This is a genomic window from Micromonospora sp. H33 (genome assembly GCF_052068455.1).
GTDB lineage: Bacteria > Actinomycetota > Actinomycetes > Mycobacteriales > Micromonosporaceae > Micromonospora.
On sequence record NZ_JBQHDE010000001.1, the window covers coordinates 80737 to 102693 of the forward strand.

At 72.9% G+C, this 21957-nt stretch carries 24 protein-coding genes; 13 read left to right on the forward strand and 11 right to left on the reverse strand.

Annotated features, from left to right (window positions below):
* Positions 1-10: 10 nt before the first annotated feature.
* From ACTMS0_RS00355 to ACTMS0_RS00365, 3 genes are read right to left on the reverse strand one after another with little or no spacing between them, the layout of a single operon-like run.
* Positions 11-811: a DUF4328 domain-containing protein gene (locus tag ACTMS0_RS00355; RefSeq protein WP_441153039.1), complete on the reverse strand. Its 801-nt coding sequence runs from the start codon at positions 809-811 to the stop codon at positions 11-13.
* Between the two features lie 42 nt (positions 812-853).
* On the reverse strand, positions 854-2263 hold the full coding sequence (locus ACTMS0_RS00360) for an amidase (protein ID WP_441153040.1): 1410 nt from the start codon (positions 2261-2263) through the stop codon (positions 854-856).
* Between the two features lie 16 nt (positions 2264-2279).
* Positions 2280-3422, reverse strand: a complete 1143-nt coding sequence (locus ACTMS0_RS00365; protein ID WP_441153041.1) for a cystathionine gamma-synthase — start codon at positions 3420-3422, stop codon at positions 2280-2282.
* A 97-nt stretch (positions 3423-3519) separates the two neighbouring features.
* Between ACTMS0_RS00365 and ACTMS0_RS00370 the strand changes: the two genes are divergently transcribed.
* The 3 genes from ACTMS0_RS00370 to ACTMS0_RS00380 all read left to right on the forward strand — a co-directional run bounded on the left by ACTMS0_RS00370 (position 3520) and on the right by ACTMS0_RS00380 (position 5045).
* Positions 3520-3843, forward strand: coding sequence for a hypothetical protein (locus ACTMS0_RS00370; RefSeq protein ID WP_441153042.1), 324 nt, complete (start codon positions 3520-3522; stop codon positions 3841-3843).
* 2 nt (positions 3844-3845) lie between these two features.
* On the forward strand, positions 3846-4538 hold the full coding sequence (locus ACTMS0_RS00375; protein ID WP_441153043.1) for a nucleotidyl transferase AbiEii/AbiGii toxin family protein: 693 nt from the start codon (positions 3846-3848) through the stop codon (positions 4536-4538).
* A gap of 84 nt (positions 4539-4622) precedes the next feature.
* Positions 4623-5045, forward strand: coding sequence for an HIT family protein (locus tag ACTMS0_RS00380; protein ID WP_441153044.1), 423 nt, complete (start codon positions 4623-4625; stop codon positions 5043-5045).
* A gap of 54 nt (positions 5046-5099) precedes the next feature.
* On the opposite strand, the gene ACTMS0_RS00385 is transcribed toward ACTMS0_RS00380, so the two are convergent.
* The 3 genes from ACTMS0_RS00385 to ACTMS0_RS00395 are packed head-to-tail and all read right to left on the reverse strand — an operon-like array spanning position 5100 to position 6089.
* On the reverse strand, positions 5100-5639 hold the full coding sequence (locus ACTMS0_RS00385; RefSeq protein ID WP_441153045.1) for a GNAT family N-acetyltransferase: 540 nt from the start codon (positions 5637-5639) through the stop codon (positions 5100-5102).
* Entirely contained in the window at positions 5636-5824 is a 189-nt protein-coding gene (locus ACTMS0_RS00390) for a DUF397 domain-containing protein (RefSeq protein WP_441153046.1), read from the reverse strand. Before ACTMS0_RS00390 ends, ACTMS0_RS00385 begins: the two co-directional genes overlap by 4 nt.
* A gap of 19 nt (positions 5825-5843) precedes the next feature.
* The gene (locus ACTMS0_RS00395) at positions 5844-6089 is read right to left on the reverse strand and encodes a Scr1 family TA system antitoxin-like transcriptional regulator (protein ID WP_441153047.1); all 246 of its coding nucleotides are present in this window, start codon (positions 6087-6089) and stop codon (positions 5844-5846) included.
* Positions 6090-6191: 102 nt separating this feature from the next.
* Between ACTMS0_RS00395 and msrA the strand changes: the two genes are divergently transcribed.
* The 4 genes from msrA (at position 6192) to ACTMS0_RS00415 (ending at position 12003) form a co-directional block, all read left to right on the forward strand.
* Positions 6192-6854, forward strand: a complete 663-nt coding sequence (msrA, locus tag ACTMS0_RS00400) for a peptide-methionine (S)-S-oxide reductase MsrA (RefSeq protein WP_441153048.1) — start codon at positions 6192-6194, stop codon at positions 6852-6854.
* 348 nt (positions 6855-7202) lie between these two features.
* Entirely contained in the window at positions 7203-8987 is a 1785-nt protein-coding gene (locus ACTMS0_RS00405) for an N-acetylglutaminylglutamine amidotransferase (RefSeq protein WP_441153049.1), read from the forward strand.
* Positions 8988-8989: 2 nt separating this feature from the next.
* Positions 8990-10816 (forward strand): N-acetylglutaminylglutamine synthetase, encoded by a 1827-nt coding sequence (gene ngg / locus ACTMS0_RS00410; RefSeq protein WP_441153050.1) that lies wholly within the window; start codon positions 8990-8992, stop codon positions 10814-10816.
* Positions 10813-12003 carry an osmoprotectant NAGGN system M42 family peptidase gene (locus tag ACTMS0_RS00415; RefSeq protein WP_441153051.1) on the forward strand — a complete coding sequence of 397 codons (1191 nt, stop codon included), beginning with the start codon at positions 10813-10815 and terminating at the stop codon, positions 12001-12003. Before ngg ends, ACTMS0_RS00415 begins: the two co-directional genes overlap by 4 nt.
* Here ACTMS0_RS00415 and ACTMS0_RS00420 read toward each other — a convergent pair.
* Positions 11943-12269 (reverse strand): hypothetical protein, encoded by a 327-nt coding sequence (locus ACTMS0_RS00420; RefSeq protein ID WP_441153052.1) that lies wholly within the window; start codon positions 12267-12269, stop codon positions 11943-11945. The genes ACTMS0_RS00415 and ACTMS0_RS00420 overlap by 61 nt on opposite strands.
* A 427-nt stretch (positions 12270-12696) precedes the next feature.
* Between ACTMS0_RS00420 and ACTMS0_RS00425 the strand changes: the two genes are divergently transcribed.
* The 3 genes from ACTMS0_RS00425 (at position 12697) to ACTMS0_RS00435 (ending at position 15204) form a co-directional block, all read left to right on the forward strand.
* Positions 12697-13626, forward strand: coding sequence for a ribonuclease Z (locus tag ACTMS0_RS00425; protein WP_441153053.1), 930 nt, complete (start codon positions 12697-12699; stop codon positions 13624-13626).
* Positions 13623-14132, forward strand: coding sequence for an N-acetyltransferase family protein (locus tag ACTMS0_RS00430; RefSeq protein ID WP_441153054.1), 510 nt, complete (start codon positions 13623-13625; stop codon positions 14130-14132). The genes ACTMS0_RS00425 and ACTMS0_RS00430 overlap by 4 nt, the downstream gene beginning before the upstream one ends.
* Positions 14133-14250: 118 nt before the next feature.
* The gene (locus tag ACTMS0_RS00435) at positions 14251-15204 is read left to right on the forward strand and encodes a S1C family serine protease (RefSeq protein ID WP_441153055.1); all 954 of its coding nucleotides are present in this window, start codon (positions 14251-14253) and stop codon (positions 15202-15204) included.
* Positions 15205-15269: 65 nt separating this feature from the next.
* Here ACTMS0_RS00435 and ACTMS0_RS00440 read toward each other — a convergent pair whose 3' ends face one another.
* Together ACTMS0_RS00440 and ACTMS0_RS00445 are read right to left on the reverse strand one after the other, a co-directional pair.
* Positions 15270-16640, reverse strand: a complete 1371-nt coding sequence (locus ACTMS0_RS00440; RefSeq protein WP_441153056.1) for a cystathionine beta-synthase — start codon at positions 16638-16640, stop codon at positions 15270-15272.
* A gap of 77 nt (positions 16641-16717) precedes the next feature.
* Entirely contained in the window at positions 16718-17074 is a 357-nt protein-coding gene (locus ACTMS0_RS00445; protein ID WP_441153057.1) for a YkvA family protein, read from the reverse strand.
* 150 nt (positions 17075-17224) lie between these two features.
* On the opposite strand from ACTMS0_RS00445, the gene ACTMS0_RS00450 reads away from it, so the two are divergent.
* The 3 genes from ACTMS0_RS00450 (at position 17225) to ACTMS0_RS00460 (ending at position 20490) form a co-directional block, all read left to right on the forward strand.
* The gene (locus tag ACTMS0_RS00450; RefSeq protein ID WP_441153058.1) at positions 17225-18277 is read left to right on the forward strand and encodes an SGNH/GDSL hydrolase family protein; all 1053 of its coding nucleotides are present in this window, start codon (positions 17225-17227) and stop codon (positions 18275-18277) included.
* A gap of 34 nt (positions 18278-18311) precedes the next feature.
* Positions 18312-19115, forward strand: a complete 804-nt coding sequence (locus ACTMS0_RS00455) for an SGNH/GDSL hydrolase family protein (protein ID WP_441153059.1) — start codon at positions 18312-18314, stop codon at positions 19113-19115.
* 112 nt (positions 19116-19227) lie between these two features.
* Complete coding sequence (locus tag ACTMS0_RS00460) at positions 19228-20490, forward strand: acetyl-CoA C-acetyltransferase (RefSeq protein WP_441153060.1); 1263 nt, start codon at positions 19228-19230, stop codon at positions 20488-20490.
* A gap of 79 nt (positions 20491-20569) precedes the next feature.
* Here ACTMS0_RS00460 and ACTMS0_RS00465 read toward each other — a convergent pair whose 3' ends face one another.
* The gene (locus tag ACTMS0_RS00465) at positions 20570-20896 is read right to left on the reverse strand and encodes a hypothetical protein (protein WP_441153061.1); all 327 of its coding nucleotides are present in this window, start codon (positions 20894-20896) and stop codon (positions 20570-20572) included.
* A gap of 177 nt (positions 20897-21073) precedes the next feature.
* Complete coding sequence (locus tag ACTMS0_RS00470; RefSeq protein ID WP_441153062.1) at positions 21074-21889, reverse strand: Bax inhibitor-1/YccA family protein; 816 nt, start codon at positions 21887-21889, stop codon at positions 21074-21076.
* Positions 21890-21957 lie beyond the last annotated feature (68 nt).

Consider the following 21957-nt stretch of genomic DNA (forward strand, 5'->3'; position numbering starts at 1 on the left):
GACCCGCGGGTTACGGCGCGGGGACGGTGGCGCCGGGGAGGATCGGGCCGGCGGGCAGGGTCCGGGCGATCCGGGCCTCCTGGGCGGCGGAGATCCGGATGATCAGCAGGATCAGCGACACCCCGGCCACCACGTGCACGGCGGCCAGGGGAAGACCGGTACCCGTCGCGGCGACGTAGTGGTCGACGTACGCCTGGAACTCCGCCGCGGTCCGTGGGGTCTCCGGCAGGGCCATGTAGTCCCGCATGCTCGGCCGGCTGGCGCACCATTCGCCGAGCTGGAACACCACCCACGCGCCCCACCAGATCTTCACGAGGCCGGGTGTGCTGAGCCGCCACAGGCTGTCCCGGGCGATGTTGGCGACGACCCGGTACGGCACGACCAAGTTGACGAACGGCACCAGCCAGCCGGCGATCGCCCAGCCGGCGGAGAGATTCGCCCCGGCGCCCGGGAAGGCGTCCAGGTTCTTCCGGGCCCGCCAGGTCCAGATGATCACGAGCACGCCGGCGGTCACGAAGATCGGCAGGTACGGCACCCCGACGAGATCGAGCAGCCCCGCGGTGAGGATGAGGTCGTCGTCCAGCCGACGGCCCGCCTCGGCGGCGATGGCCGCCTGCACCGGCACGATCAGAACGGCCAGCAGGTGGGCCAGGGTGGTGGCGCCGACGGCCACCGCCGCAGCCCGCCCGATACCGCGCACCGGTCGGACGCGGACGTCGGGATGCAGGACCGGCGCGCCGACCGGGGTTCGGCAGGTCAGGCACTCGTGGGTGCGCGCGTCGTTGTCGGTGTCGCAGGTGGGGCAGAGCATTGCCGGCCGTCCTCGATCGCAGGGTACCGGCAGGCTAAACGATCATGCGGCGGCCGGCGACCCCGTTCCGACGCGGGGATAGCCGGGGGCGTGACGGGTCCACGGAGCCTGCATCTCGAACTGGCCGGCCACGCCGAGCAGCAGGAGTTCCGAGCCGGGCGGGCCGACGAGCTGCACCGCGACCGGCAGACCGTCCGGGCGGCGGCCGACCGGCACCACCAGGGCGGGCAGGCCGGCGATGTTCCACGGCGCGGCGTACGGGGCGTACCGGATGTTGGCCACCATGTTCGCCCGCCAGGAACGGGCCGACCAGCTCGTCGCCTCCGGCGGCACGGTGGCCAGCGCCGGGGTGAGCAGCAGGTCGACCGAGTGGTCCGTGAAGAACCCGATCGAGCGCTCGCGCCAGTCGGCCCGGTCGGCCTCGCGCACGTACCCCCGGCGGTCCGCCCACTCCCCGAACGCGACGTGCCGGCGGCTGCGCCTCTGCAGGCTCCGCCGGTCCAGGCCGGCGGCCCGGACGTCGGCGGCGGCCGCGGCGAACCAGGTCGCGATGCCCTTGAGGCCCAGCGCGGTCGGGTAGACCGGGTCGGCCGGCACGGTGTCGTGCCCGGCGGCGGCGAGCAGCCGGCCGGCGGCGGCGACCGCGTCCCGGTTCGGCGCGTCCGGCGAGACACCGCGCACCGGGGAGCGCAGCGACACGCCGACCCGCAGCCGCGGCGGTGGAACCAGCTTCTCCGGGCGGCGCCCGGCGAGCACCTGGAAGCCGACCGCCGCATCCGCGACCGTCGTGGCGATCATCCCGTGCTCGGCCAGGCCGAACCAGTCGTTCGCACCCAGCTGGTACGGCACCAGGCCCCGGCCCGGCTTGAGCCCGACCAGGCCGCAGCAGGCGGCCGGGATGCGGATCGAGCCGAGACCGTCGTTGCCGTGCGCGATCGGCACCAGCCCGGCGGCCACCGCAGCCGCCGCGCCGCCGGAGGAGCCGCCCGGGGTACGCCCGAGGTCCCAGGGGTTACGGGTGACCGCGGTGTCGTCGTCGGTGATGCCCCACAGACCCAGCTCCGGCATCCGGGTCACCCCGAGGATCACCGCGCCGGCGCCGCGCAGCCGCCGGACCACCTCGTGGTCGGCCTCCGCCACCGCGGTACGCACGGCGGCCGACCCGTTCCACGTGGGCAGCCCGGCGACGGCGGTGTTCTCCTTGACCGCCACCGGCACGCCGGCCAGGGGGAGGTTGGCCAGGTCCTCCTGCTCGTCGACCTTCTCCGCCTCGGTGACCGCCTCGCCGCCCCGGACCGCACGGAACGCGGCCAGCTCGGCGTCGGCGCGGGCGATGTGGTCGAGGTGGTCGGCCACCACCTGCGTGGCGGAGACGTCACCTCGGCGTACGCCCCGGGCGATCTGCTTGGCGGTCGCCCCCACCCAGGTCGGCATGATGTCCTGCACGGCCACCCTCCCCAGCCCGCGGTCAGCCCAGCGCCTGCTCCAGATCGGCGAGCAGGTCGTCGACCGTCTCGATGCCGACAGACAGTCGCACGAGATCGCCGGGAACTTCAAGCGGCGAGCCGGCGGCACTTGCGTGTGTCATCCGGCCCGGGTGCTCGATGAGGGACTCCACGCCGCCGAGCGACTCGGCGAGCACGAAGAGCTTCGCCCGGTTGCAGATCTCCACGGCGTGCTCCTCGCCGCCGGCCGCGCGGAAGGAGATCATGCCGCCGAAGCGGCGCATCTGCTTCGCGGCCACCTCGTGGCCGGGGTGCGCGGGCAGGCCGGGGTAGATGACCTGGCCGACCTTGGCGTGCCCGTCGAGGTACGCGGCGATCCGCTCGGCGTTGTCGCAGTGCCGGTCCATGCGTACGCCGAGGGTCTTGATGCCGCGCAGCGTGAGCCACGCGTCGAACGGGCCGTTGACCGCGCCCATCGCGTTCTGGTGGTAGCGCAGTTCCTCGCCGAGCCCGGCGTCGGCGGCGATCAGCGCGCCGCCGACCACGTCGGAGTGCCCGCCGATGTACTTGGTCGTCGAGTGGACGACGACGTCCGCGCCGAGCGCGATCGGCTGCTGGAGGTACGGCGAGGCAAACGTGTTGTCCACGACCAGCAGCGCGTCGGCGTCGTGCGCCACGGCCGCGAGGGCGGTGATGTCGGCGATTCCGAGCAGCGGGTTGGTGGGGGTCTCCACCCAGACGATCTTCGTGCTTCCCGGCCGGATCGCGGCCCGCACGGCGTCCGCGTCGGAGACCTTGGCCGGGGTGTACGTGAGGCCCCAGCGCTCGGCGACCTTCGCGAAGAGCCGGTAGGTGCCGCCGTACGCGTCGTCGGGGATGACCACGTGGTCGCCCGGCTTGCAGACGGTCCGCAGCAGGGTGTCCTCGGCGGCGAGGCCGCTGGCGAAGGCGAGCCCGACGGGGCCGCCCTCCAGCGCGGCCAGGCACTCCTGCAGCGCGTCGCGGGTCGGGTTGCCGGAGCGGCTGTACTCGTAGCCCTGGCGGGGCGCGCCGACCGCGTCCTGCGCGTACGTGCTGGTCTGGTAGATCGGTGGGATCACCGCGCCGGTGCGGGCCTCGGGGTCCTGGCCGGCGTGGATGGCGAGCGTCTCGAAGCCGTGACTCATTACCGGAACGTTAGTCGTCCACTCCTTCCCAGCCTATGGAACCCACCCCGCGGGTCGGTGGAAGCGGAGTGTCGGACCGGTGGGCGATACTGGCCGGGTGAGTTCGACCGCCCTGCCCTCCCGCCTGATCGGCGCGGCCGACCGCATTCCGGCCTCGCTGGACCTGCTGGCCGGCCCCGATCATGGCCGCGTCGCCCTGCCGGTGCGGCTGGCCTGGTCCGGCCTGACCGAGTTCGACGTGGAAGATCCCCGACAGCGGCTGACGCTGTACCGCACGCTGCTGGACTGCGGCCAACGCGATGACATCATCCGGTACGTCAACGCCGGGCTGCTCCGCAGTGACTGGCCGCGGATCCGACGATTGACCGCCCGACGGCTCGTGACGCTCTGGGAGCGACGACTGCCCGGCCTGGCTGCCTGACCGTGGACGACCTGCATCGGCGGCTGTTGCACATCGGCTTTACCGCTGGCGATGACCTCGACCTGGTGCTCGCCGGCGGTTACGCGTTGTCCGCACATGAGTTGACCAACCGACCCTCCCGGGATGTCGACTTCGCGACCGCGACCAATCTGCCGCTCCCAACAGTGGCGGCTCGACTCGCCGACGCGTACATGGGCGCCGGGTTCACGGCTCGGATCGTGGAGGCCACCCCGCGGATGGCTCGGCTGATCGTGTCGAAGGAGCAGATGACCTGTGAGGTCGATCTTCTGAAGGAGGCCATCGGGCCCCCGGCTCAACTCAGCATCGGTCCTGTCCTCGCCTTCGAGGACGCGGTCGGGCTCAAGGTGAGAGCACTGCACGAACGCGCCGCTCACCGCGACTACATCGACATCCGCGCCGCGAATGACCGTCTCAGCTGGCACGAGCTTGAGTCCTTGGGCGCGCGGCACACGGTCGGATTCTCGCTGGAAGAGTTGGCTGATCGGCTCGGTGGTGTCCGCGAGCTGGACGACGAGACGTTTCTGGCCTACGGGCTCGGCGAGGCCGACATCGAGGCGCTATGCGGGTGGGCGCTCGCCTGGGAGGCGGACATCCGGTTGCGCGTGGCCAACGGGGAGACCGGTCCGACCGGAGTCGCCGACGACGAGTGGGACACGTACCTCGACCCAGCCTGACGAGCGTTCGAGCCGTCCGGCGCCGCCGAAGCGTAAGCGCGGCGTCGCTGGGCGGGGCGGCGCACGCGGGCCTAGCCTGGGGCGATGGCGGGGTGCGTTTTCTGCGGGATCGTGGCGGGCGAGGTACCCGCGTTCCGGGTCATTGACGAGCCGGACGGGGTGGCGTTCCTCGACACCCGGCCGGTGTTCAAGGGCCACGTGCTCGTGGTGCCGCGCACGCACCTGGTGACGCTGGCGGACCTGCCGCCGGAGTCGCTGGCCGACTACTTCGGACTGGTCCAGCGGCTCGCCATCGCGGTCGAGGCCGGCCTGGGCGCCGGCGGCACCTTCGTGGCGATGAACAACAAGGTCTCGCAATCGGTACCGCACCTGCACACCCACGTGGTGCCCCGGACCAAGGGCGACGGCCTGCGCGGCTTCTTCTGGCCCCGTACCCGCTACGCCAACGACGCGGATGCCACCGACTACGCCGACCGCATCCGCGCAGCGCTGAAAGCGGTGGTTTAGTCCGAGATCTTGGAAATTTTCGGCCCCTGGAAGGGCCGTTTCTTTCCAAGATCTTCAGGCGGGGCGCGCGTAGCGGGTGATCCAGAGATCAGGGATGACTTCTTCGTCCCGGATTGCAGTGAAACCGAGAGCCTCGTAGAGGTGGCGGGCCGGGCGATTGGCGCGCCCGGTGGCGACGAGGACACGGCGGGCGCCTGCGTGAGCCAGCACCGCGGTCACCAGGGCACGCCCGACGCCGCGCCGGTGCGCCGTCGGGTCGACGACCAGTCGGTCGATGTCGACCGTGGTCTCGTCCTCGGTCCAGCCGATCGCGCCAGCCAGTCGATGCCCGGCACCGGGACTCACGCTGGAGCCGTCGTCCGGCAGGTCGGCGGCGAACGCGGCGAACCAGCGCAGGGGCGCCGCGCTCAGGTCGGCCAGCGTCTCGTGCAGCGGCGGGATGCGGTCGTCGCCGATCAGGGCAGCCTCGACGGCGTACGCGGCGTGCTGCACCGCGAGCAGCGACCGGGCCAGCGCCTCGTCGGCGTCGGGCCGGATCTCGATGATCGTCGGCTGCCCCCGGTAGGTGGCGTGGGCGGCCGGAGGAGTGGTCACCGGGTGGGCAGCGTGGCGACGAAAGCGCGCCAGGCGGCGGGCGGGAAGGTCAACACCGGGCCGCTTCGGTCCTTGCTGTCCCGCACGGCGACGACGCCGGGCAGGTTGCCGGCGACCTCGACGCAGTCCCCGGAGTTGCCGCTGCTGCGCGTGCTCTTCACCCACACCGCCCCGGTCAGGTCCATACCTGTGCCGCCTCCTCGATCAGCTCGGTGCTCTGCCGGGCGGAAGCGCCTCGGCACGCACCGACTCCCAGGTACGCAGCAGCGATAGTACGTCCGGGCCGTGCGACACCACGTGCCCCTGAAGTTGGTTGTCCAGATACGCCACATCGTCGCCATCCGGTGTGGTGGCGACGACGAACGCGCCGTCCAGACCGGCGATGTGGGGGCGGTCGTGGTGCGGTTTGGCCTGGCCTGAGCGACTTGTCCACTGGAAGTCTTGGGCCAAGTCGAATGGCGACGAGACCGCGGCTGAGTACGCGTGGGGCGGGTAAGGAATACGGGTCTGCCGGCGTTGCAGGCTGCGAAGGGTACGAGAGGAGTCCCCACCGTGTTCCTGCGCCGCATGAAGGCCGAGATGATCACCCCTGAGCAGGCCCTGCCCGGCCGTCTGATCGCGATGCCCGTCGCCGACCGGCACGAGGTGCTGGGCACCCCGCTGAAGGGTCCGTTCCCCGAGGGGGCGCAGGTCGCCGTCTTCGGGATGGGCTGTTTCTGGGGCGCCGAGCGCCTGTTCTGGACCCTGCCGGGCGTGATCACCACCTCCGCGGGCTACGCCGGCGGCTACACGCCGAACCCGACGTACGAGGAGGTCTGCTCGGGCCGTACCGGCCACGCCGAGGTCGTGCAGGTCGTGTACGACCCCTCGAAGATCGCGTACGAGGACCTGCTCAAGGTCTTCTGGGAGAACCACGACCCGACGCAGGGCATGCGCCAGGGCAACGACGTGGGCACCCAGTACCGGTCGGCGATCTACACGACCACCGACGAGCAGCTCGCCGCCGCGCAGGCGTCCCGGGACGCGTTCGCGCCGATCGTGGCGCGCGCCGGCAAGGGTGAGATCACCACGGAGATCGACCGGCTCGGCCACTACTACCTGGCCGAGGACTACCACCAGCAGTACCTGGCCCCGACCAAGAACCCGAACGGCTACTGCAACCACGGCCCCAACGGGCTGAGCTGCCCGGTCGGCATCGCCCGCACCGCCGGCTGACCATCCGGTACGACCAGCGAGCCGGAACTCCCGTACGGGGTCCCGGCTCGCTTCGTCTGGAGATCGACTCCGTGCCGCCGGCATCGCGGCATCCGGGTCCTACCGACACCGCCATGGCAGCGGCGTGGAGTCGATCAAGGGCGGAGCGCGAGTCTCGTCAATGCGGTCATTGTCACAGTGCGTAAGGCCATCTGATCCTCGCAGGGTGACGGCCGGTGACACGAACTGCCACCGCCGACCCCAGCCCGACCATGCTCCGCAACCGGGGCGCGGATCCTAGCAACCCTTTACACGACCGTCATCCTCTCAATAGGCGGATCGCAACATCCTCTGGCAGCATCGTCTGGCATGTGCGGACTTGCGGGTGAGTTCCGCCGTGACGGCTCGCGCGCCGACGTGTCGGCGGTGGAGCGCATGGCGGCCACGATGAGTGACCGGGGGCCGGACGACAGCGGCGTGTGGGCGCAGGGGCCGACGGCCCTGGGGCACCGCCGCCTGAAGATCATCGACCTCTCCGCCGCGAGCGGGCAGCCGCTCGTGGACGCGGCCGCCGGCCTCACCGGCGTCTTCAACGGCTGCGTCTACAACTACCGCGAGCTGCGCGCCGAACTCCAGGCCAAGGGCCACCGGTTCTTCTCGTCCGGTGACAGCGAGGTCGTGCTCAAGGCGTACGCCGAGTGGGGCCTCGACTTCGTCGACCACCTGATCGGCATGTTCGCCGTGGCGATCACCGAGCGGGACAGCGGCCGGCTGGTCCTGGCCCGGGACCGGCTCGGCATCAAGCCCCTCTACCTGGCCGAGTCGCCGGGCGTCGTCCGCTTCGCGAGCACCCTGCCGGCGCTGCTGGCCGGCGGCGGGATCGACACCTCCATCGACCCGGTCGCGCTCGCGCACTACCTGAGCTTCCACAGCATCGTGCCGCCGCCGCGGACCATCCTGCGCGGCGTGGCCAAGCTGCCCCCGGCCACGGTCCGGGTCTACGAGCCGGACGGCCGTACGCACGAGCGGGTCTACTGGGACCCGTCGTTCACCCGGAACGCCGACCACGCCGGCTGGTCCGAGAAGGACTGGCAGGACGCCCTGCTGGAGTCGCTGACCACCGCCGTACGCCGGCGGATGGTCGCCGACGTGCCGGTCGGCGTACTGCTCTCCGGCGGCCTGGACTCCAGCCTGGTGGTGGCCCTGCTCGCCGGTGAGGGCCAGCGTGGACTGTCCACGTTCTCCATCGGCTTCGACGCCGTCGGCGGCCGGGAGGGCGACGAGTTCCGCTACTCCGACCTGGTGGCGAAGACCTTCGACACCGACCACCACCAGATCAAGGTGCCGACCGGTGACCTGGTGCCACCGCTGGAGGCGGCTGTCGCCGCGATGAGCGAGCCGATGGTCAGCCACGACTGCGTCGCGTTCTACCTGCTCAGCCAGGAGGTCGCCCGGCACGTCAAGGTCGTGCAGTCGGGTCAGGGCGCGGACGAGATCCTGGGCGGCTACCACTGGTACCCGCCGCTGGCCCGGGTGGCCCGGGAGGACGCGCTCGACACGTACGCGACGGCGTTCTTCGACCGGGACGCGGCCGGGCTGGCCCGCGTACTCAACTCCGAATGGCTGGCCGACGGCGACCCGGCGCGGGAGTTCGTGGCCGCGCACCTGGCGCGGCGCGGCGCGCAGACCGCGGTCGACGCCGGCCTGCGGATCGACACGCAGGTGATGCTGACCGACGATCCGGTGAAGCGGGTCGACAACATGACCATGGCGCACGGCCTGGAGGCCCGGGTGCCGTTCCTGGACCACGAGTTCGTGGAGCTCGCCGCGAGCTGCCCCCCGGAGCTGAAGCTCGCGCAGGGCGGCAAGGGCGTGCTCAAGGAGATCGGCCGCCGGCTCCTCCCGCACGAGGTGATCGACCGGCCGAAGGGCTACTTCCCCGTCCCGGGCCTCACCCATCTGGAGGGCAAGCTCCTCGACCGGGTACGCGACGCCCTCACCGCACCGGAGGCCCGCCGCCGGGACCTGTACCGGGCCGACTACGTCGACGCCCTGCTCGCCGACCCGAACGCCGAACTGACTCCGTTGAACGGAAACAAGCTGTGGCAACTGGGACTCCTGGAAATGTGGCTCCAGAGCCACGGAATCGACTGACCGTGAGCGACACTCTCGCGACCGGGGTGGCCATCGCGGACCAGGTGCGCGGCCGGAGCCGGCGGTTCGAGCGGGTCGGGCCGGGCGGCGACCCGGTGGCGGCGACCGCCGCGCCGGCCGAGGCCGGTGCCGCCGACGAGCGCGCCGACGGCGTGGTGCTGGACTGCGGCTGGGGCCGGCTGGTGTTCGGCCAGACCTTCAGCGACCAGGCGGCCGTCGCCGACGTGCTGCGCTCGGAGGCGGCCGGGGCCCGGGACATCTGCATCTACCTGCGCGACCCGCACGTGCTGGTCTCCCGCCTGCCGGACGAGCTGTTCATCGACCCGTCGCTGACCTACCGGTTGCCGCTGGACGGCGAGCGGCCCGGCGCACCCGAGATTCCCGGGCTGCGGATCCGGCCGCTGCGCGACGCGGACGACGCCGACGACGTCAACCGGATCTACGCGGCCAACGGCATGGTCACGGCGCCGGTGGACGTGCTGGTGGCCAACGCCGGCAGCGACCGCTTCCTGCACCTGGTCGCCGAGGACGCGACCGGCGAGATCGTCGGCACCATCACCGGCGTCGACCACGTTGCGGTCTTCGACGACCCGGACAACGGCGCCAGCCTGTGGTGCCTGACCGTCGACTTCAACGCGGCGCCGCCCGGCACCGGGCAGGCGCTGATCACCGAGCTGGCGGCCCGGCTGGTCGAGCGGGGTCGGGCGTACGTGGACCTGTCGGTGCTCGCCGAGAACACGGGCGCGATCCGGCTCTACGAGCGGCTCGGCTTCTACCGGACCACCACCCTCTGCGTGAAGCGGAAGAACCCGATCAACGAGCGCCTCTTCCTGCCCGCCATGCCCGAGGGGTACGACCGGCTCAACCCGTACGCGAAGATCGTCGCGGACGAGGCGATGCGCCGCGGCATCCGGGTGGAGGTGACCGACCCGGCCTGGGGCGAGCTGCGGCTGAGCAGCGGCGGCCGGACCGTCCTCACCCGGGAGTCGCTGTCCGAGCTGACCTCGGCGGTGGCGATGAGCCGCTGCGACGACAAGCGCGTCACCCGGCGGATCCTCGCCCAGGCCGGGCTCTCGGTGCCGCGCGGCCGGACCGCCACCGGCGACCAGGCCGACGCGGCGTTCCTCGCCGAGGTGGGCCAGTTGGTCGTCAAGCCGGCCCGGGGTGAGCAGGGCAACGGCATCACCGTCGGGGTCCGGACACCCGAGGCCCTGCGGGCGGCGGTGGAGCTGGCCGCCCGGTTCTGCCCGGAGGTGCTGCTGGAGGAGCTGTGCTCCGGCGAGGACCTGCGGGTCGTCGTGATCGACCACGAGGTGGTGGCCGCGGCGGTACGCCGGCCGGCGTCGATCACGGGCGACGGGGTGCACGACATCGCCGAGCTGATCGAGCGGCAGAGCCGCCGCCGCGCGGCCGCGACCGGCGGTGAGTCCCGCATCCCGCTGGACGACATGACCCGCGAGGTGGTCGCCGAGGCCGGGTACGCGCTCGACGACGTCCTGCCGGAGGGGCAGGTGCTCGCCGTCCGGCGGACCGCCAACCTGCACACCGGCGGCACGATCCACGACGTCACCGCCGAGCTGCACCCGGCGATCGCCGAGGCGTGCGTGACCGCGAGCCGGGCGCTGGACATCCCGGTGACCGGGCTGGACCTGCTGGTGCCCGCGCCGGACCGGCCCGAGCACGTCTTCATCGAGGCCAACGAGCGGCCGGGCCTGGCCAACCACGAGCCGCAGCCGACCGCCGAGCGCTTCGTCGACCTGCTCTTCCCCGGCACCCGGGCCCCTCAACGTCTGTGGTCCCCGGCGGGTGCGGCAAGCTCAGGGGCATGACCGCGAAGCCCGCTCCGCTCCCGCTCGACCTCGACTACCTGCGCCAGGTGCTGGTGGAGCTGCTGGAGATCCCGAGCCCGTCGGGGCGTACCGACCACGTGCAGCAGTACGTGGGCGAGCGGCTGGCCGCGCTCGGGATCCCGTCGACGCTGACCCGGCGCGGCGCGCTCAGCGCCTGCCTGCCCGGTCCCCGGACCACGGGCGCGGACCGGGCGATCGTGGTGCACACGGACACCATCGGCGGCATGGTGAAGCGGCTGAAGGAGAACGGCCGGCTGGAGCTGAAGCCGATCGGTACGCACAGCGCCCGCTTCGCCGAGGGCGCCCACGTCCGGATCTTCACCGACGACCTGGACCGGGTGATCACCGGGCAGGTGCTCCCGCTGAAGGCGAGCGGCCACCGCTACAACGAGGCGGTCGACTCCCAGGGCATCGGCTGGGAACTGGTCGAGGTGCGCGTGGACGAGCCGGTCGAGGACATCGCCGGCCTGCGCGCGCTGGGCATCGACGCCGGCGACTTCGTGGCGCTGCTGCCAAACCCGCAGATCGCCCCGTCCGGGTACGTGAAGTCTCGCCACCTCGACGACAAGGCCGGGGTCGCCGCCGTGCTGACCGCGTTCAAGGCGATGGTCGACGCGGGCGTCACCCCGGCGGTCACCGCCCACCTGCTGATCACGGTGACCGAGGAGATCGGCCACGGCGCCTCGCACGGGCTGGACCCGGACGTGGCGGAGATCGTCTCGGTGGACGCGGCCGTGGTGGCCCCCGGACAGCAGTCCCGGGAGAACGCGGCGACCCTGGCCATGGGCGACGGGGTGGGCCCGTTCGACTACCACCTGACCCGCAACCTGGCGTCGATCGCCGGGGAGCACCACGTCGACCTGGTCCGCGACGTGTTCGACTACTACCGCTCGGACGTGGCGGCCGCCGTCGAGGCGGGCGCGCACGCGCGGGTGGCGCTGCTCGGCTTCGGGGTGGACGCCACCCACGGCCACGAGCGCACCCACCTGGACGGGCTGCGTCACCTGACCCAGCTGCTCTGCCTCTACCTCCAGAGCGACCTGGTCTTCCCCGAGTGGGACGCGGAGCCGGAGGGCGACCTGGCGGACTTCCCGTCGCTGGCCGTTCAGCCCGCCAGCGAGGAGGGCCCGCGCGAGGGCCCCATCGGCATCACCGCCGCCTCCTGACCGCGCCCCTCACCGGACGGGAGGTCGATGGGCAGTCTGCTGATGCGCGCGAGCACCGGCGGGGCGGAGACGACGGCCAGGGCGATCACCAGCACCAGCGCCACCTCCTCGGCCCAGCGCGGGCCGGCGGCCGCGCCGATCGGCCGGCTGAGGATCCAGAGGACGAGCACCGCGGCGGCCCAGGCGACCCAGGCGAGGCCCGTCCGCCGGCCTGCTCCGTAGGTCCGTCGCCGCGGCCCGGCTCCCCCCGCTTCCCTCGTCGCCATGAGCCGATGATGACCGGCGGGCCGCCCCCCGCGCAGCCAGTTCCGCATGTCGAGTACCTGGCCTGACGGTGAACTAGCGCGGACGCATTCCCGGCGGGGCCTGTGATCGAAATCCGTTGCCCGGGCCACCGGGCTCTGGATAGCGTGGCGGTACACGGGAAAGGAGGTGGTCCAGACTTGTATAGCAATCGGACTCGTGAGGTGGCTGTCCGCTAGCCGCTGTCCTCGACAGTAATCCCGTCCGCCCCGCGAGGGGTGGGCACAGGCACCATCGTCGAGACCGTGTGGCAGCGGTGCGGCGAATCCACGACAGCCACCCGACCCCCGGGGTGCCGGCCCAGTCCAGCCGGCCCGCGTCAGCGCGGAAGCCCCGGGGGTCGTTCATCTCCGGCGAAGCCGGAATCGTCAGCTCAGCCGGGAGCTCACCGTGTCGATGCGCGAGCTGGTGGTGCTCGGGACGGCCAGCCAGGCACCGACCCGGGCGCGCAACCACAACGGGTACGTGCTGCGCTGGGACGACGAGGTGATCCTCTTCGACCCGGGCGAGGGCAGCCAGCGGCAGCTCCTGCACAGCACGGTCACCGCCACCGACCTGACCCGGATCTGCGTCACCCACTTCCACGGCGACCACTGCCTCGGGCTGCCCGGCACGATCCAGCGCCTCTCCCTCGACCGGGTGCCCCACCCGGTGGCGGTGCACTTCCCGGCCGGCGGCGCCGAGTACTTCGCCCGGCTGCGGCACGCGTCGAGCTTCTACGAGACCGCCGAGCTGACCGTCGAGCCGATCGACGCCGACGGGCAGCTGATCCCGCTGCGCGGCGGCACGCTGGAGGCGCGCCGGCTGCGGCACCCCATCGAGACGTACGGCTACCGGCTGGTCGAGCCGGACGGGTGCCGGATGCTGCCGGAGAAGCTGTCTGCGTACGGCATCACCGGCCCGGCCGTCGGTGAGCTGCTGCGCGTCGGCCACCTGGACGTGAACGGGCGCCGCGTCACCCGGGACGAGGTGAGCGTCCCCCGGCCGGGGCAGCGGTTCGCCTTCGTGATGGACACCGGCCTCTGCGACGGGGCGTACGCCCTGGCCGAGCACGCCGACCTGCTGGTCATCGAGTCGACGTTCCTGGAGTCGGAGGCCGCGCTCGCCGCCGAGGCCGGCCACCTCACGGCGGCGCAGGCCGCGCGGGTGGCCAGCGAGTCGGGCGTACGCCGGCTCGTGCTCACCCACTTCTCCCAGCGGTACGCGGACCCAGCCCGCTTCGCCGACGAGGCCCGGGCGCACTTCGACGGTGACCTGGTGATCGCCGAGGACCTGATGACCGTGCAGGTGCCGCCACGACGGGTACCCTCGGCCGGGTGACCGTCACGCTCCGTCCCGCCACCGCGGGCGACCTGATGGCGGTCGGGATGCTGCACCAGCGGTCCCGCGTCGCCGCGTACTCGTCGTTCCTGCCGCCCGAATCCCTGACCGCGCCCAGCGGCGAGGAGATGGGGCGGTACTGGACCGAGCGGTGGAGCTGGGAGCGGGACAGCCACCGCATGATGCTCGCCGAGCGGGACGGCACGCTCGCCGGATTCAGTTACGTCGGCCCGGACGACGAGGGCGACCCGGCGACCGGCCTGCTCTACGCGCTCCACCTGGAGCCGGCGGAGCAGGGCCGCGGGGTCGGCCGTGCGCTGATGGTCGACGCGCTGGACGCGATGCGGTCGCAGGGCTGGCGGCAGGCGGCGCTCTGGGTGCTGCGCGGGAACGCGCATGCGCGGCGCTTCTACGAGCGCGGCGGCTGGGCGGCGACCGGGGTCGAACGCGAGGAGTGGATCGGCACCACCCGCACCGCCCAGCTCCGCTACGCGCGCGAGGTGTAAGGAAGGGCCCCTTCTTAACGCCTCCGGTAGAGGAAGGGTCCCCTCTTAACACCTGCGGGCGGCGTTCGCTCTGAGCGGATCCGGGCATGAGCGTCGATCCGGCGGCGTTGCCGGGGGCATGGACACCGATCGCACCACCTCCGGGCCGGCCGAGGAGGCCGCGCTGGACGCGTACTCCCAGGTCGTCACGACGGTGGCGGCCCGCGTGCTGCCGAGCGTGGCGGCGCTGTCGGTGCGGACCGCGCGCGGCGCCGGAGCCGGCTCGGCCGTCGTCATCGGCCCCGACCTGCTGCTGACCAGCGCCCACGTGGTGCAGGGGGCGGGCGACGGGTCGGCGGCGTTCGGCGACGGCACCGAGACCCGCTTCCGCGTGGTGGGAGCGGACCCGCTCTCCGACCTCGCGGTGCTCCGCGTCGAGGAGGCACCCGTGCCGCCGGTCGAGCTGGGTGACGCCGACGGGCTGCGGATCGGCCAGTTGGTGGTGGCCGTCGGCAACCCAATGGGGCTGGCCGGCTCGGTCACCGCCGGCGTGGTCTCCGGGCTCGGCCGGTCGCTGCCGGCGCGCGACGGCCGGGTCACCCGCCTCATCGAGGACGTCATCCAGACCGACGCCGCACTGAACCCGGGCAACTCGGGCGGTGCGCTCGCCGACTCGACCGGCCGGGTGGTCGGGGTGAACACCGCGGTCGCCGGGTACGGGCTCGGGCTGGCCGTACCCATCAACGCCACCACCCGGCAGATCATCGGCGACCTCACCGCCCACGGGCGGGTTCGCCGGGCCTGGCTGGGCGTGGCGAGCGTGCCGGTCCCGCTGCCGCCGGAGATCGTCGCGCGGACCGGCCAGCGGCGCGGCCTGCGGGTGGTGGAGGTGGTGCCCGGCAGCCCCGCCGGGTTGGCCGGGATCTACCTCGGCGACGTGATCCTGTCCGCCGGCGGCCGGCCAGTCAGCGACGGCCAGGGGCTGCAACGGCTCATGCTGGGCGACTCGATCGGCAGCCGCCTCCCGGTAACCGTGCTCCGCAAGGGCGCCCTCGTCGACGTGGTGGCGGTGCCCACCGAGCTGACCCGCTGACGGCCAGCGTTAAAAAGGGCCCCTTGTTCTACGCCAGGCGTTAACAAGGGGCCCTTCCTTACCACTCAGCGGGCGCCGAGGTGGGCAAGCAGGTCCTGGCGGGTGAGCACACCCTTGGGCTTGCCGTCGACCAGCACGAGGGCGGCGTCGGACTTCGCCAGCAGGGCCACCGCCTCGCTGACCGGCTGGCCGCCGCCGACCATCGGCAGCGGCTCGGCCATGTGCCGCTCGATGGTGTCGTGCAGGTGGGCCTGCCCGGTGAACAGCGCGTCGAGCAGGTCCTTCTCCGCGATCGAACCGGCCACCTCGCCGGTCACCACCGGCGGCTCGGCCTTCAGCACCGGCAGCTGGGAGACGCCGTACTCGCGCATGTAGTCGATCGCGTCGCGGACCGTCTCGGTCGGGTGGACGTGCACCAGCTCGGGCAGAGCGCCCGGCTTGGCGGCGAGCGCGTCGGCCACGGTCGGCTCCGACCCGGAGTTGTCCAGGAAGCCGTACCGGGCCATCCAGGTGTCGTTGAAGATCTTCGACAGGTAGCCCCGGCCGCCGTCCGGGAGCAGCACCACGACCACGTCGTCCGGGCCGGCCTTGCGGGCCACCTCCAGCGCCGCGACGACCGCCATGCCGCAGGAGCCGCCGACCAGCAGCCCCTCCTCGCGGGCCAGGCGGCGGGTCATCTCGAACGACGCCTTGTCGGAGACCTCGATGATCTCGTCGGCGACGCCCCGGTCGTACGTCTCCGGCCAGAAGTCCTCGCCGACACCCTCGACCAGGTACGGCCGGCCGGTGCCGCCGGAGTAGACCGAGCCCTCCGGGTCCGCGCCGACGATCCGCACGCGACCCTCGGACGCCTCCTTCAGGTAGCGGCCGATGCCGGAGATCGTGCCGCCGGTGCCGACGCCCGCGACGAAGTGGGTGATCCCGCCCTCGGTCTGCTTCCACAGCTCCGGGCCGGTGGTCTCGTAGTGCGAGCGGGGGTTCGCCGGGTTCGCGTACTGGTTGGGCTTCCAGGCACCGGGGATCTCCCGGGCCAGCCGATCGGACACGTTGTAGTACGAGCGCGGGTCCTCCGGGGCGACAGCGGTCGGGCAGACCACGACCTCGGCCCCGTACGCCCGCAGCACGTCCTGCTTGTCCTGGCTGACCTTGTCCGGGCAGACGAACACGCACCGGTAGCCCTTGAGCTGGGCCACCAGCGCCAGCCCGACCCCCGTGTTGCCGCTGGTCGGCTCGACGATCGTGCCGCCCGGCTTGAGGATGCCCGCCTTCTCGGCGTCCTCGACCATGCGCAGGGCGATCCGGTCCTTGACCGACCCACCGGGGTTCAGGTACTCCACCTTCGCCAGGACGGTCGCCTGGATGCCCTCGGTGACGTTGCGCAGCCGTACCAGCGGGGTGTTGCCGATCAACTCGACGACGTTGTCGTAGTACTGCACCTGGTTGTGCCCTTCTCCTCCGGCGCCGCCGGGTGGGCGGCCGGGCAGACGAATACTCGCGCCCAGCCTACGTGCCGTCAGGCGACCACCTCGCCCGGGACGACGGACGTGCGGCGCTTCTCCCACTCCAGGAAGCGCTCGGTCTCCGCGAGGACGCTGCCGGCCAGCCAGGTGACCATGACCGCGTCGTCGGCCAGGCCGAAGATCGCCAACGGGATCTCCGGCAGCAGGTCGACCGGCGAGACGATGTACGCCGTGGCCGCCGTCATCAGGGCCAGCCGCAGGCCGCCGTCGTACTCCCCCCGGGCCGTCGCCCGGACCATCCGGGGCAGCGCCGCCAGCCGCGCCCCGAGTGACGGCCCGCCCCGGGCCCCGGCCATGAGCGCGCGGGCCAGTGCGGTGAACGCCGCGCGCCGTTGCAGTGTCTTCCCCATCTCGTCGCTCCCTCCCGTACGTCAGGGTGCCGTCCCGGCGCAACCGCACCGGGGGACGTGGGAACAGGTACCCGGACGCGTCGATTTCCAGGCACCGGCGTGCCGTCACGCCGACAGCGGCGTGTCGTGGGGTCGCGATAATGTCGGTACATGGGGGTCGCTGGTTCCGTCGTTCCGGCCGGTCCGCGCTGGCGGCAGGTCCGGCGCATCGCCCGGCTGGCCGCGCTCGGCACGGGCGCGACCGCGGCGGCCGCCGTCGCCACCGGCGGGGTGCTGATCGGCCAGGCCCGCCAGGCCCGCCGCACCATCCCGATGGCGGAGGCCCCGCCGCCGCGCTGCGACGGGGTGTACGGCGCCAAGCTGCCCGGCCCCGCGATCACGATGGTCATCCTCGGCGACTCCTCCGCCGCCGGGTACGGCGTGCACCGCCGCCGCGAGACGCCGGGCTCGCTGCTCGCCACCGGCCTGTCGCGGCGGCTGCAACGGCCGGTCCGGTTGCACCGGTTCGCGGTGGTCGGCGCCCTCTCCGCGGTGCTGCGGCACCAGGTCGAGGCCGCGCTGGAGTGCCGCCCCGACATCGCCGTGATCCTGGTCGGCGGCAACGACGTCACCAACCGCACCCCGCCCGCGCTCGCCGTGCGCTACCTGGTCGAGGCGGTGACCGCGCTGCGCGCCGCCGGCTGCGAGGTGGTCGTCGGCACCTGCCCGGACCTGGGCGCGATCCGCCCCATCCAGCCGCCGCTGCGCTGGCTGGCCCGCCGGTGGAGCCGGCAGCTCGCCGCCGCCCAGACGGTGGCCGTGGTCGAGGCGGGCGGCTGGACCGTCTCCCTCGGTGACCTGCTCGGCCCCCGGTTCGCCGCCGAGCCGGGCCGGATGTTCGCCTGGGACCGGTTCCACCCGTCCGCCGAGGGGTACGCCGTGGCCGCCGCCGCGCTGCTGCCGACCATCCTCTCCGCGTTGGGCGCGGGTCAGGAACGCAGGGCTGCGCCGACCCGGGGTGAGGGCGTACGGTCGCTGCCGGAGGCCGCCCAGGAGGCGGCGCGGCACGCGGGGACCGAGGTCAGCGGCACCCAGGTGCGGGGTCGCGACCGCGGCCCGGCCGGTCGGTGGGCACAGCTTCGCCGGCGGGCCTTCTTCGGTGTCGGCGCCGTGCCGCAACCCGGTCCGGCCGCGGACTCACCAGCAGTGGAGGGACTGGCATGACCGAGCGAATCGTCGACCCGAGGCCGGTGTCGTCGTGACCGGCCACCTCGTCCCCTCGGGCCTCGCCGGCCGGCTGGGTCGGGCGGCGGCGCTCTCGCTGGCCGCGGGGGCGGTGGGCGGCGCGGCCGTCCTGGCCGGTCAGGCCTTCGCCGCGCGGCACCGGCGGTACGCCCAGCCCGAGCTGGGCCTGGCCCTGCGGGCCACGATCGGGCGGGCCGGCGCGCCACCGCTGCGGCTGGTGCTGCTCGGTGACTCGTCGGCGCTCGGCGTCGGCGTCGACCGGCTCGAGGAGACCATCGGCGGCCAGCTCGCCCACCTGCTCGCCGAGGGCCCCACCGGGCGGCTGGTGCACCTGTCCAGCGTGGGCGTCTCCGGTTCCCGCTCGACGGACCTCGCCACGCAGGTCGCCCGGGCCCTGCTCGGCGAACGCCCCGACGTGGCGGTGATCCTCATCGGCGCCAACGACGCGACCACGATGCGCCGGCCGGCCGACGCCGCCGCGTACCTCGGGGCGGCCGTGCACCGGCTCCGCGAGGCCCGCGTGGAGGTCGTGGTGGGCACCTGCCCCGACCTCGGTGCGGTCCGCGCGATCGCGCCGCCGCTGCGGCACCTGGTCGGCTGGTCCGGCCGGCGGGTCGCCCGGGCGCAGACGGTCGCGGTGCTGGACGCCGGCGGCACGGTGGTCGATCTGGCGACCGAGACCGGCCCGGTCTTCCGGGCCGACGCCGGCACCCTCTGCCACGACGGGTTCCACCCGTCCGCGGACGGCTACCGGGTGTGGGCCCACGCCCTGCTCCCGGCGGTCGCGGCCGCCGCCGCGGTCGCGACCCGCCACTGACCCTGCTGCGGGCCCTGAGGCCCGGACGGCGGCACCGGGAGTCGCTCGGGGTGACATTTCCCGCCGCCGGCACGGCTTCCGCACGATGTTACTGACGGGTTAACGTTGGCTCATGCCGACTGAGTCGTCTCGCGACGCCGTCATCGTCGCCACCGCCCGCTCCCCCATCGGCCGGGCACACAAGGGGTCCCTGCGCGACGTCCGCCCGGACGACCTCGCCGCGACCATCGTGCAGGCCGCCCTCGACAAGATCCCCCAGCTCGACCCGACCGAGATCGACGACCTCTACCTGGGGTGCGGTCTGCCCGGCGGTGAGCAGGGCTTCAACATGGCCCGCGTGGTCGCCACCCTGATGGGGTTGGACGGCCTGCCCGGCGCCACCCTGACCCGCTACTGCGCGTCGTCGCTCCAGACGACCCGGATGGCGATGCACGCCATCCGGGCCGGCGAGGGGGACGTCTTCATCTCCGCCGGTGTCGAAACCGTCTCCCGGTACGCCCGGGGCAACTCCGACGGCCTGCCTCCGGAGGCGCAGGCGCTGGTCGGCGGCGGCTGGGAGAACCCGCGCTTCGCTGCCGCCCAGGAGCGCTCGACGGCCCGCGCGCAGGGCGGCGCCGAGGTGTGGACCGACCCGCGTGAGTCCGGTGAGCTGCCGGACGTCTACCTGACCATGGGGCAGACCGCGGAGAACCTGGCCCAGGTGTACGACGTGACCCGCGCCGACATGGACGAGTTCGGCGTACGCAGCCAGAACCTCGCCGAGAAGGCGATCGCCGACGGCTTCTGGGCCCGCGAGATCACCCCGGTCACCACGCCGGACGGCACCGTGGTCAGCACCGACGACGGCCCCCGCCCGGGTGTCACCCTGGAGGCCGTCTCCGGCCTGAAGCCGGTCTTCCGGCCCGACGGCCGGATCACCGCCGGCAACTGCTGCCCACTGAACGACGGCGCGGCCGCCGTGGTGATCATGAGCGCCCAGCGGGCGAAGGACCTCGGGATCACCCCGCTGGCCCGGATCGTGTCCACCGGCGTCACCGCCCTCTCCCCCGAGATCATGGGCCTGGGCCCGGTCGAGGCGTCGAAGCAGGCCCTCAAGCGGGCCGGCATGACCATCGACGACGTCGACCTGGTCGAGATCAACGAGGCGTTCGCCGCGCAGGTGATCCCCTCGTACCGGCAGCTGGGCATCCCGGTGGAGAAGCTGAACGTGATGGGCGGCGCGATCGCCGTCGGCCACCCGTTCGGCATGACCGGCGCCCGGATCGCCGGCACGCTGCTCAACGCGTTGGAGTGGCACGACAAGACCATCGGTCTGGAGACCATGTGCGTCGGGGGCGGCCAGGGCATGGCCATGGTCCTCGAGCGCCTGAGCTGACCGACCCGCGTCCGGCCCGCCGACCCACCCCGGGTCGGCGGGCCGTCGCGTCTTCAGAGAATGTCTTGCCCGGCTCGGGTCAGAGCGCGGTACGGGTCGCCGCCACCTCGTCGGCGGCCCGGGTCAGCGTCTCGGCGGAGGGGCGGGCGGCGACGAGATCCGCGGCGACCACACGGAGCTGGTCCGGCAGGACCAGGTCGTTGGCGAGGCGGGGGACGGTGCGCCGGGGCTCGCCCTCGGCGTCCGCGGCGAGGTTCGCGATCTCCTGCACCAGCCGGTGCACCAGATCCGCCCGGGACACGTTGCCGGCGGTGGCGACGGCAGCCCACCGCGGCTGCTGCCAGTGCCCGACCTGCCGCACGAACAGGTCAACGCCCCGCGTCAACTGCTCCCCCGGATCACTCACCCGGCGGAGTCTACGCCCTCACCCGTTCCGCGATCTTGCAGTTCCGGCCCCTGTTTCGTCCGACCTGCACTGCTTTGTCGGGGCAGAAAGTGCAAGATCGCGGGGAGGTGGGGCTGCAACGGCGACGCCCGGCCTCGCGGAGCGGGGCCGGGCGTCGCCGTTGTAGCGAACGGGCGGTCAGTCGTCGCCCTGGAAGTAGCTGAGCAGGCGCAGGATCTCGATGTAGAGCCAGACCAGGCTCACCAGGATGCCGAACGCGGCGACCCAGGAGTAGCGCTGCGGCAGGCCCATCCGGACGCCGTCCTCGACCTCCTTGAAGCTCAGCACGAAGCTGAGCGCGGCGACGACGATGCAGACCAGGCTGAAGCCGATCGCCAGCGGACTGCCGTCACGCAGGCCGGTGTTGATGCCGAAGAGCGCCAGCACCAGGTTGATCAGCATGACGGCGAAGAGGCCCGCCATGACCGCGATCATGCCCTTGACGAACGCCGGCGTCGCCCGGATGACCTTCGCCTTGTAGAGCATGGCCATCACGAAGAAGACACCGAAGGTGGCGGTGACCGCCTGGAGCACGATGCCGTCGTAGAGCGACTCGAAGTACTTGCTCACCATGCCGACGAAGACGCCCTCGACGACGCCGTACGCGACGACCAGCGCCGGGTTGGCCATCCGCGAGAACGAGATGACGAGACCGAGCGCCAGGCCGACCACGGCGGCGCCGATCCACGCGACGCCGAGCAGCGCGTCGGGCACCAGCACCCACGCGGCCGCGGCGGACGCGGCGAGGATGCCGAGCAGGGTGACGGTCTTCACCACCACGTCGTCGATGGACATGGTGTTGACGGTGGGCGGCGCGGCCGGGTAGCCGGCCTCCGTCGGGTACTGCTGGGGGTAGCCGGGCTGTCCGTACGGCCCGGTCGGGGCGTACCCGGCGGCGCGCTCGCGCTCGGCCGCCTGGCCGAGCCGGGCGAGCACCGGGTTCGAGGTCTTCACTGTCTGGCCTCCCTCAGGGGGTCGTTGCACGTCAACGTGCAGACTCAAGGATAGACGTCCGGACCAAT

What these genes read in the sequence shown, in the direction of transcription:
- ACTMS0_RS00355 (WP_441153039.1), bottom strand. Translation starts at nt 811, where the DNA reads ATGCTCTGCCCCACCTGCGACACCGACAACGACGCGCGCACCCACGAG.
- ACTMS0_RS00365 (WP_441153041.1), bottom strand. Translation starts at nt 3,422, where the DNA reads ATGAGTCACGGCTTCGAGACGCTCGCCATCCACGCCGGCCAGGACCCC.
- ACTMS0_RS00380 (WP_441153044.1), top strand. Translation starts at nt 4,623, where the DNA reads ATGGCGGGGTGCGTTTTCTGCGGGATCGTGGCGGGCGAGGTACCCGCG.
- ACTMS0_RS00390 (WP_441153046.1), bottom strand. Translation starts at nt 5,824, where the DNA reads ATGGACCTGACCGGGGCGGTGTGGGTGAAGAGCACGCGCAGCAGCGGC.
- ACTMS0_RS00405 (WP_441153049.1), top strand. Translation starts at nt 7,203, where the DNA reads ATGTGCGGACTTGCGGGTGAGTTCCGCCGTGACGGCTCGCGCGCCGAC.
- ACTMS0_RS00415 (WP_441153051.1), top strand. Translation starts at nt 10,813, where the DNA reads ATGACCGCGAAGCCCGCTCCGCTCCCGCTCGACCTCGACTACCTGCGC.
- ACTMS0_RS00420 (WP_441153052.1), bottom strand. Translation starts at nt 12,269, where the DNA reads ATGGCGACGAGGGAAGCGGGGGGAGCCGGGCCGCGGCGACGGACCTAC.
- ACTMS0_RS00435 (WP_441153055.1), top strand. Translation starts at nt 14,251, where the DNA reads ATGGACACCGATCGCACCACCTCCGGGCCGGCCGAGGAGGCCGCGCTG.
- ACTMS0_RS00445 (WP_441153057.1), bottom strand. Translation starts at nt 17,074, where the DNA reads ATGGGGAAGACACTGCAACGGCGCGCGGCGTTCACCGCACTGGCCCGC.
- ACTMS0_RS00450 (WP_441153058.1), top strand. Translation starts at nt 17,225, where the DNA reads ATGGGGGTCGCTGGTTCCGTCGTTCCGGCCGGTCCGCGCTGGCGGCAG.
- ACTMS0_RS00460 (WP_441153060.1), top strand. Translation starts at nt 19,228, where the DNA reads ATGCCGACTGAGTCGTCTCGCGACGCCGTCATCGTCGCCACCGCCCGC.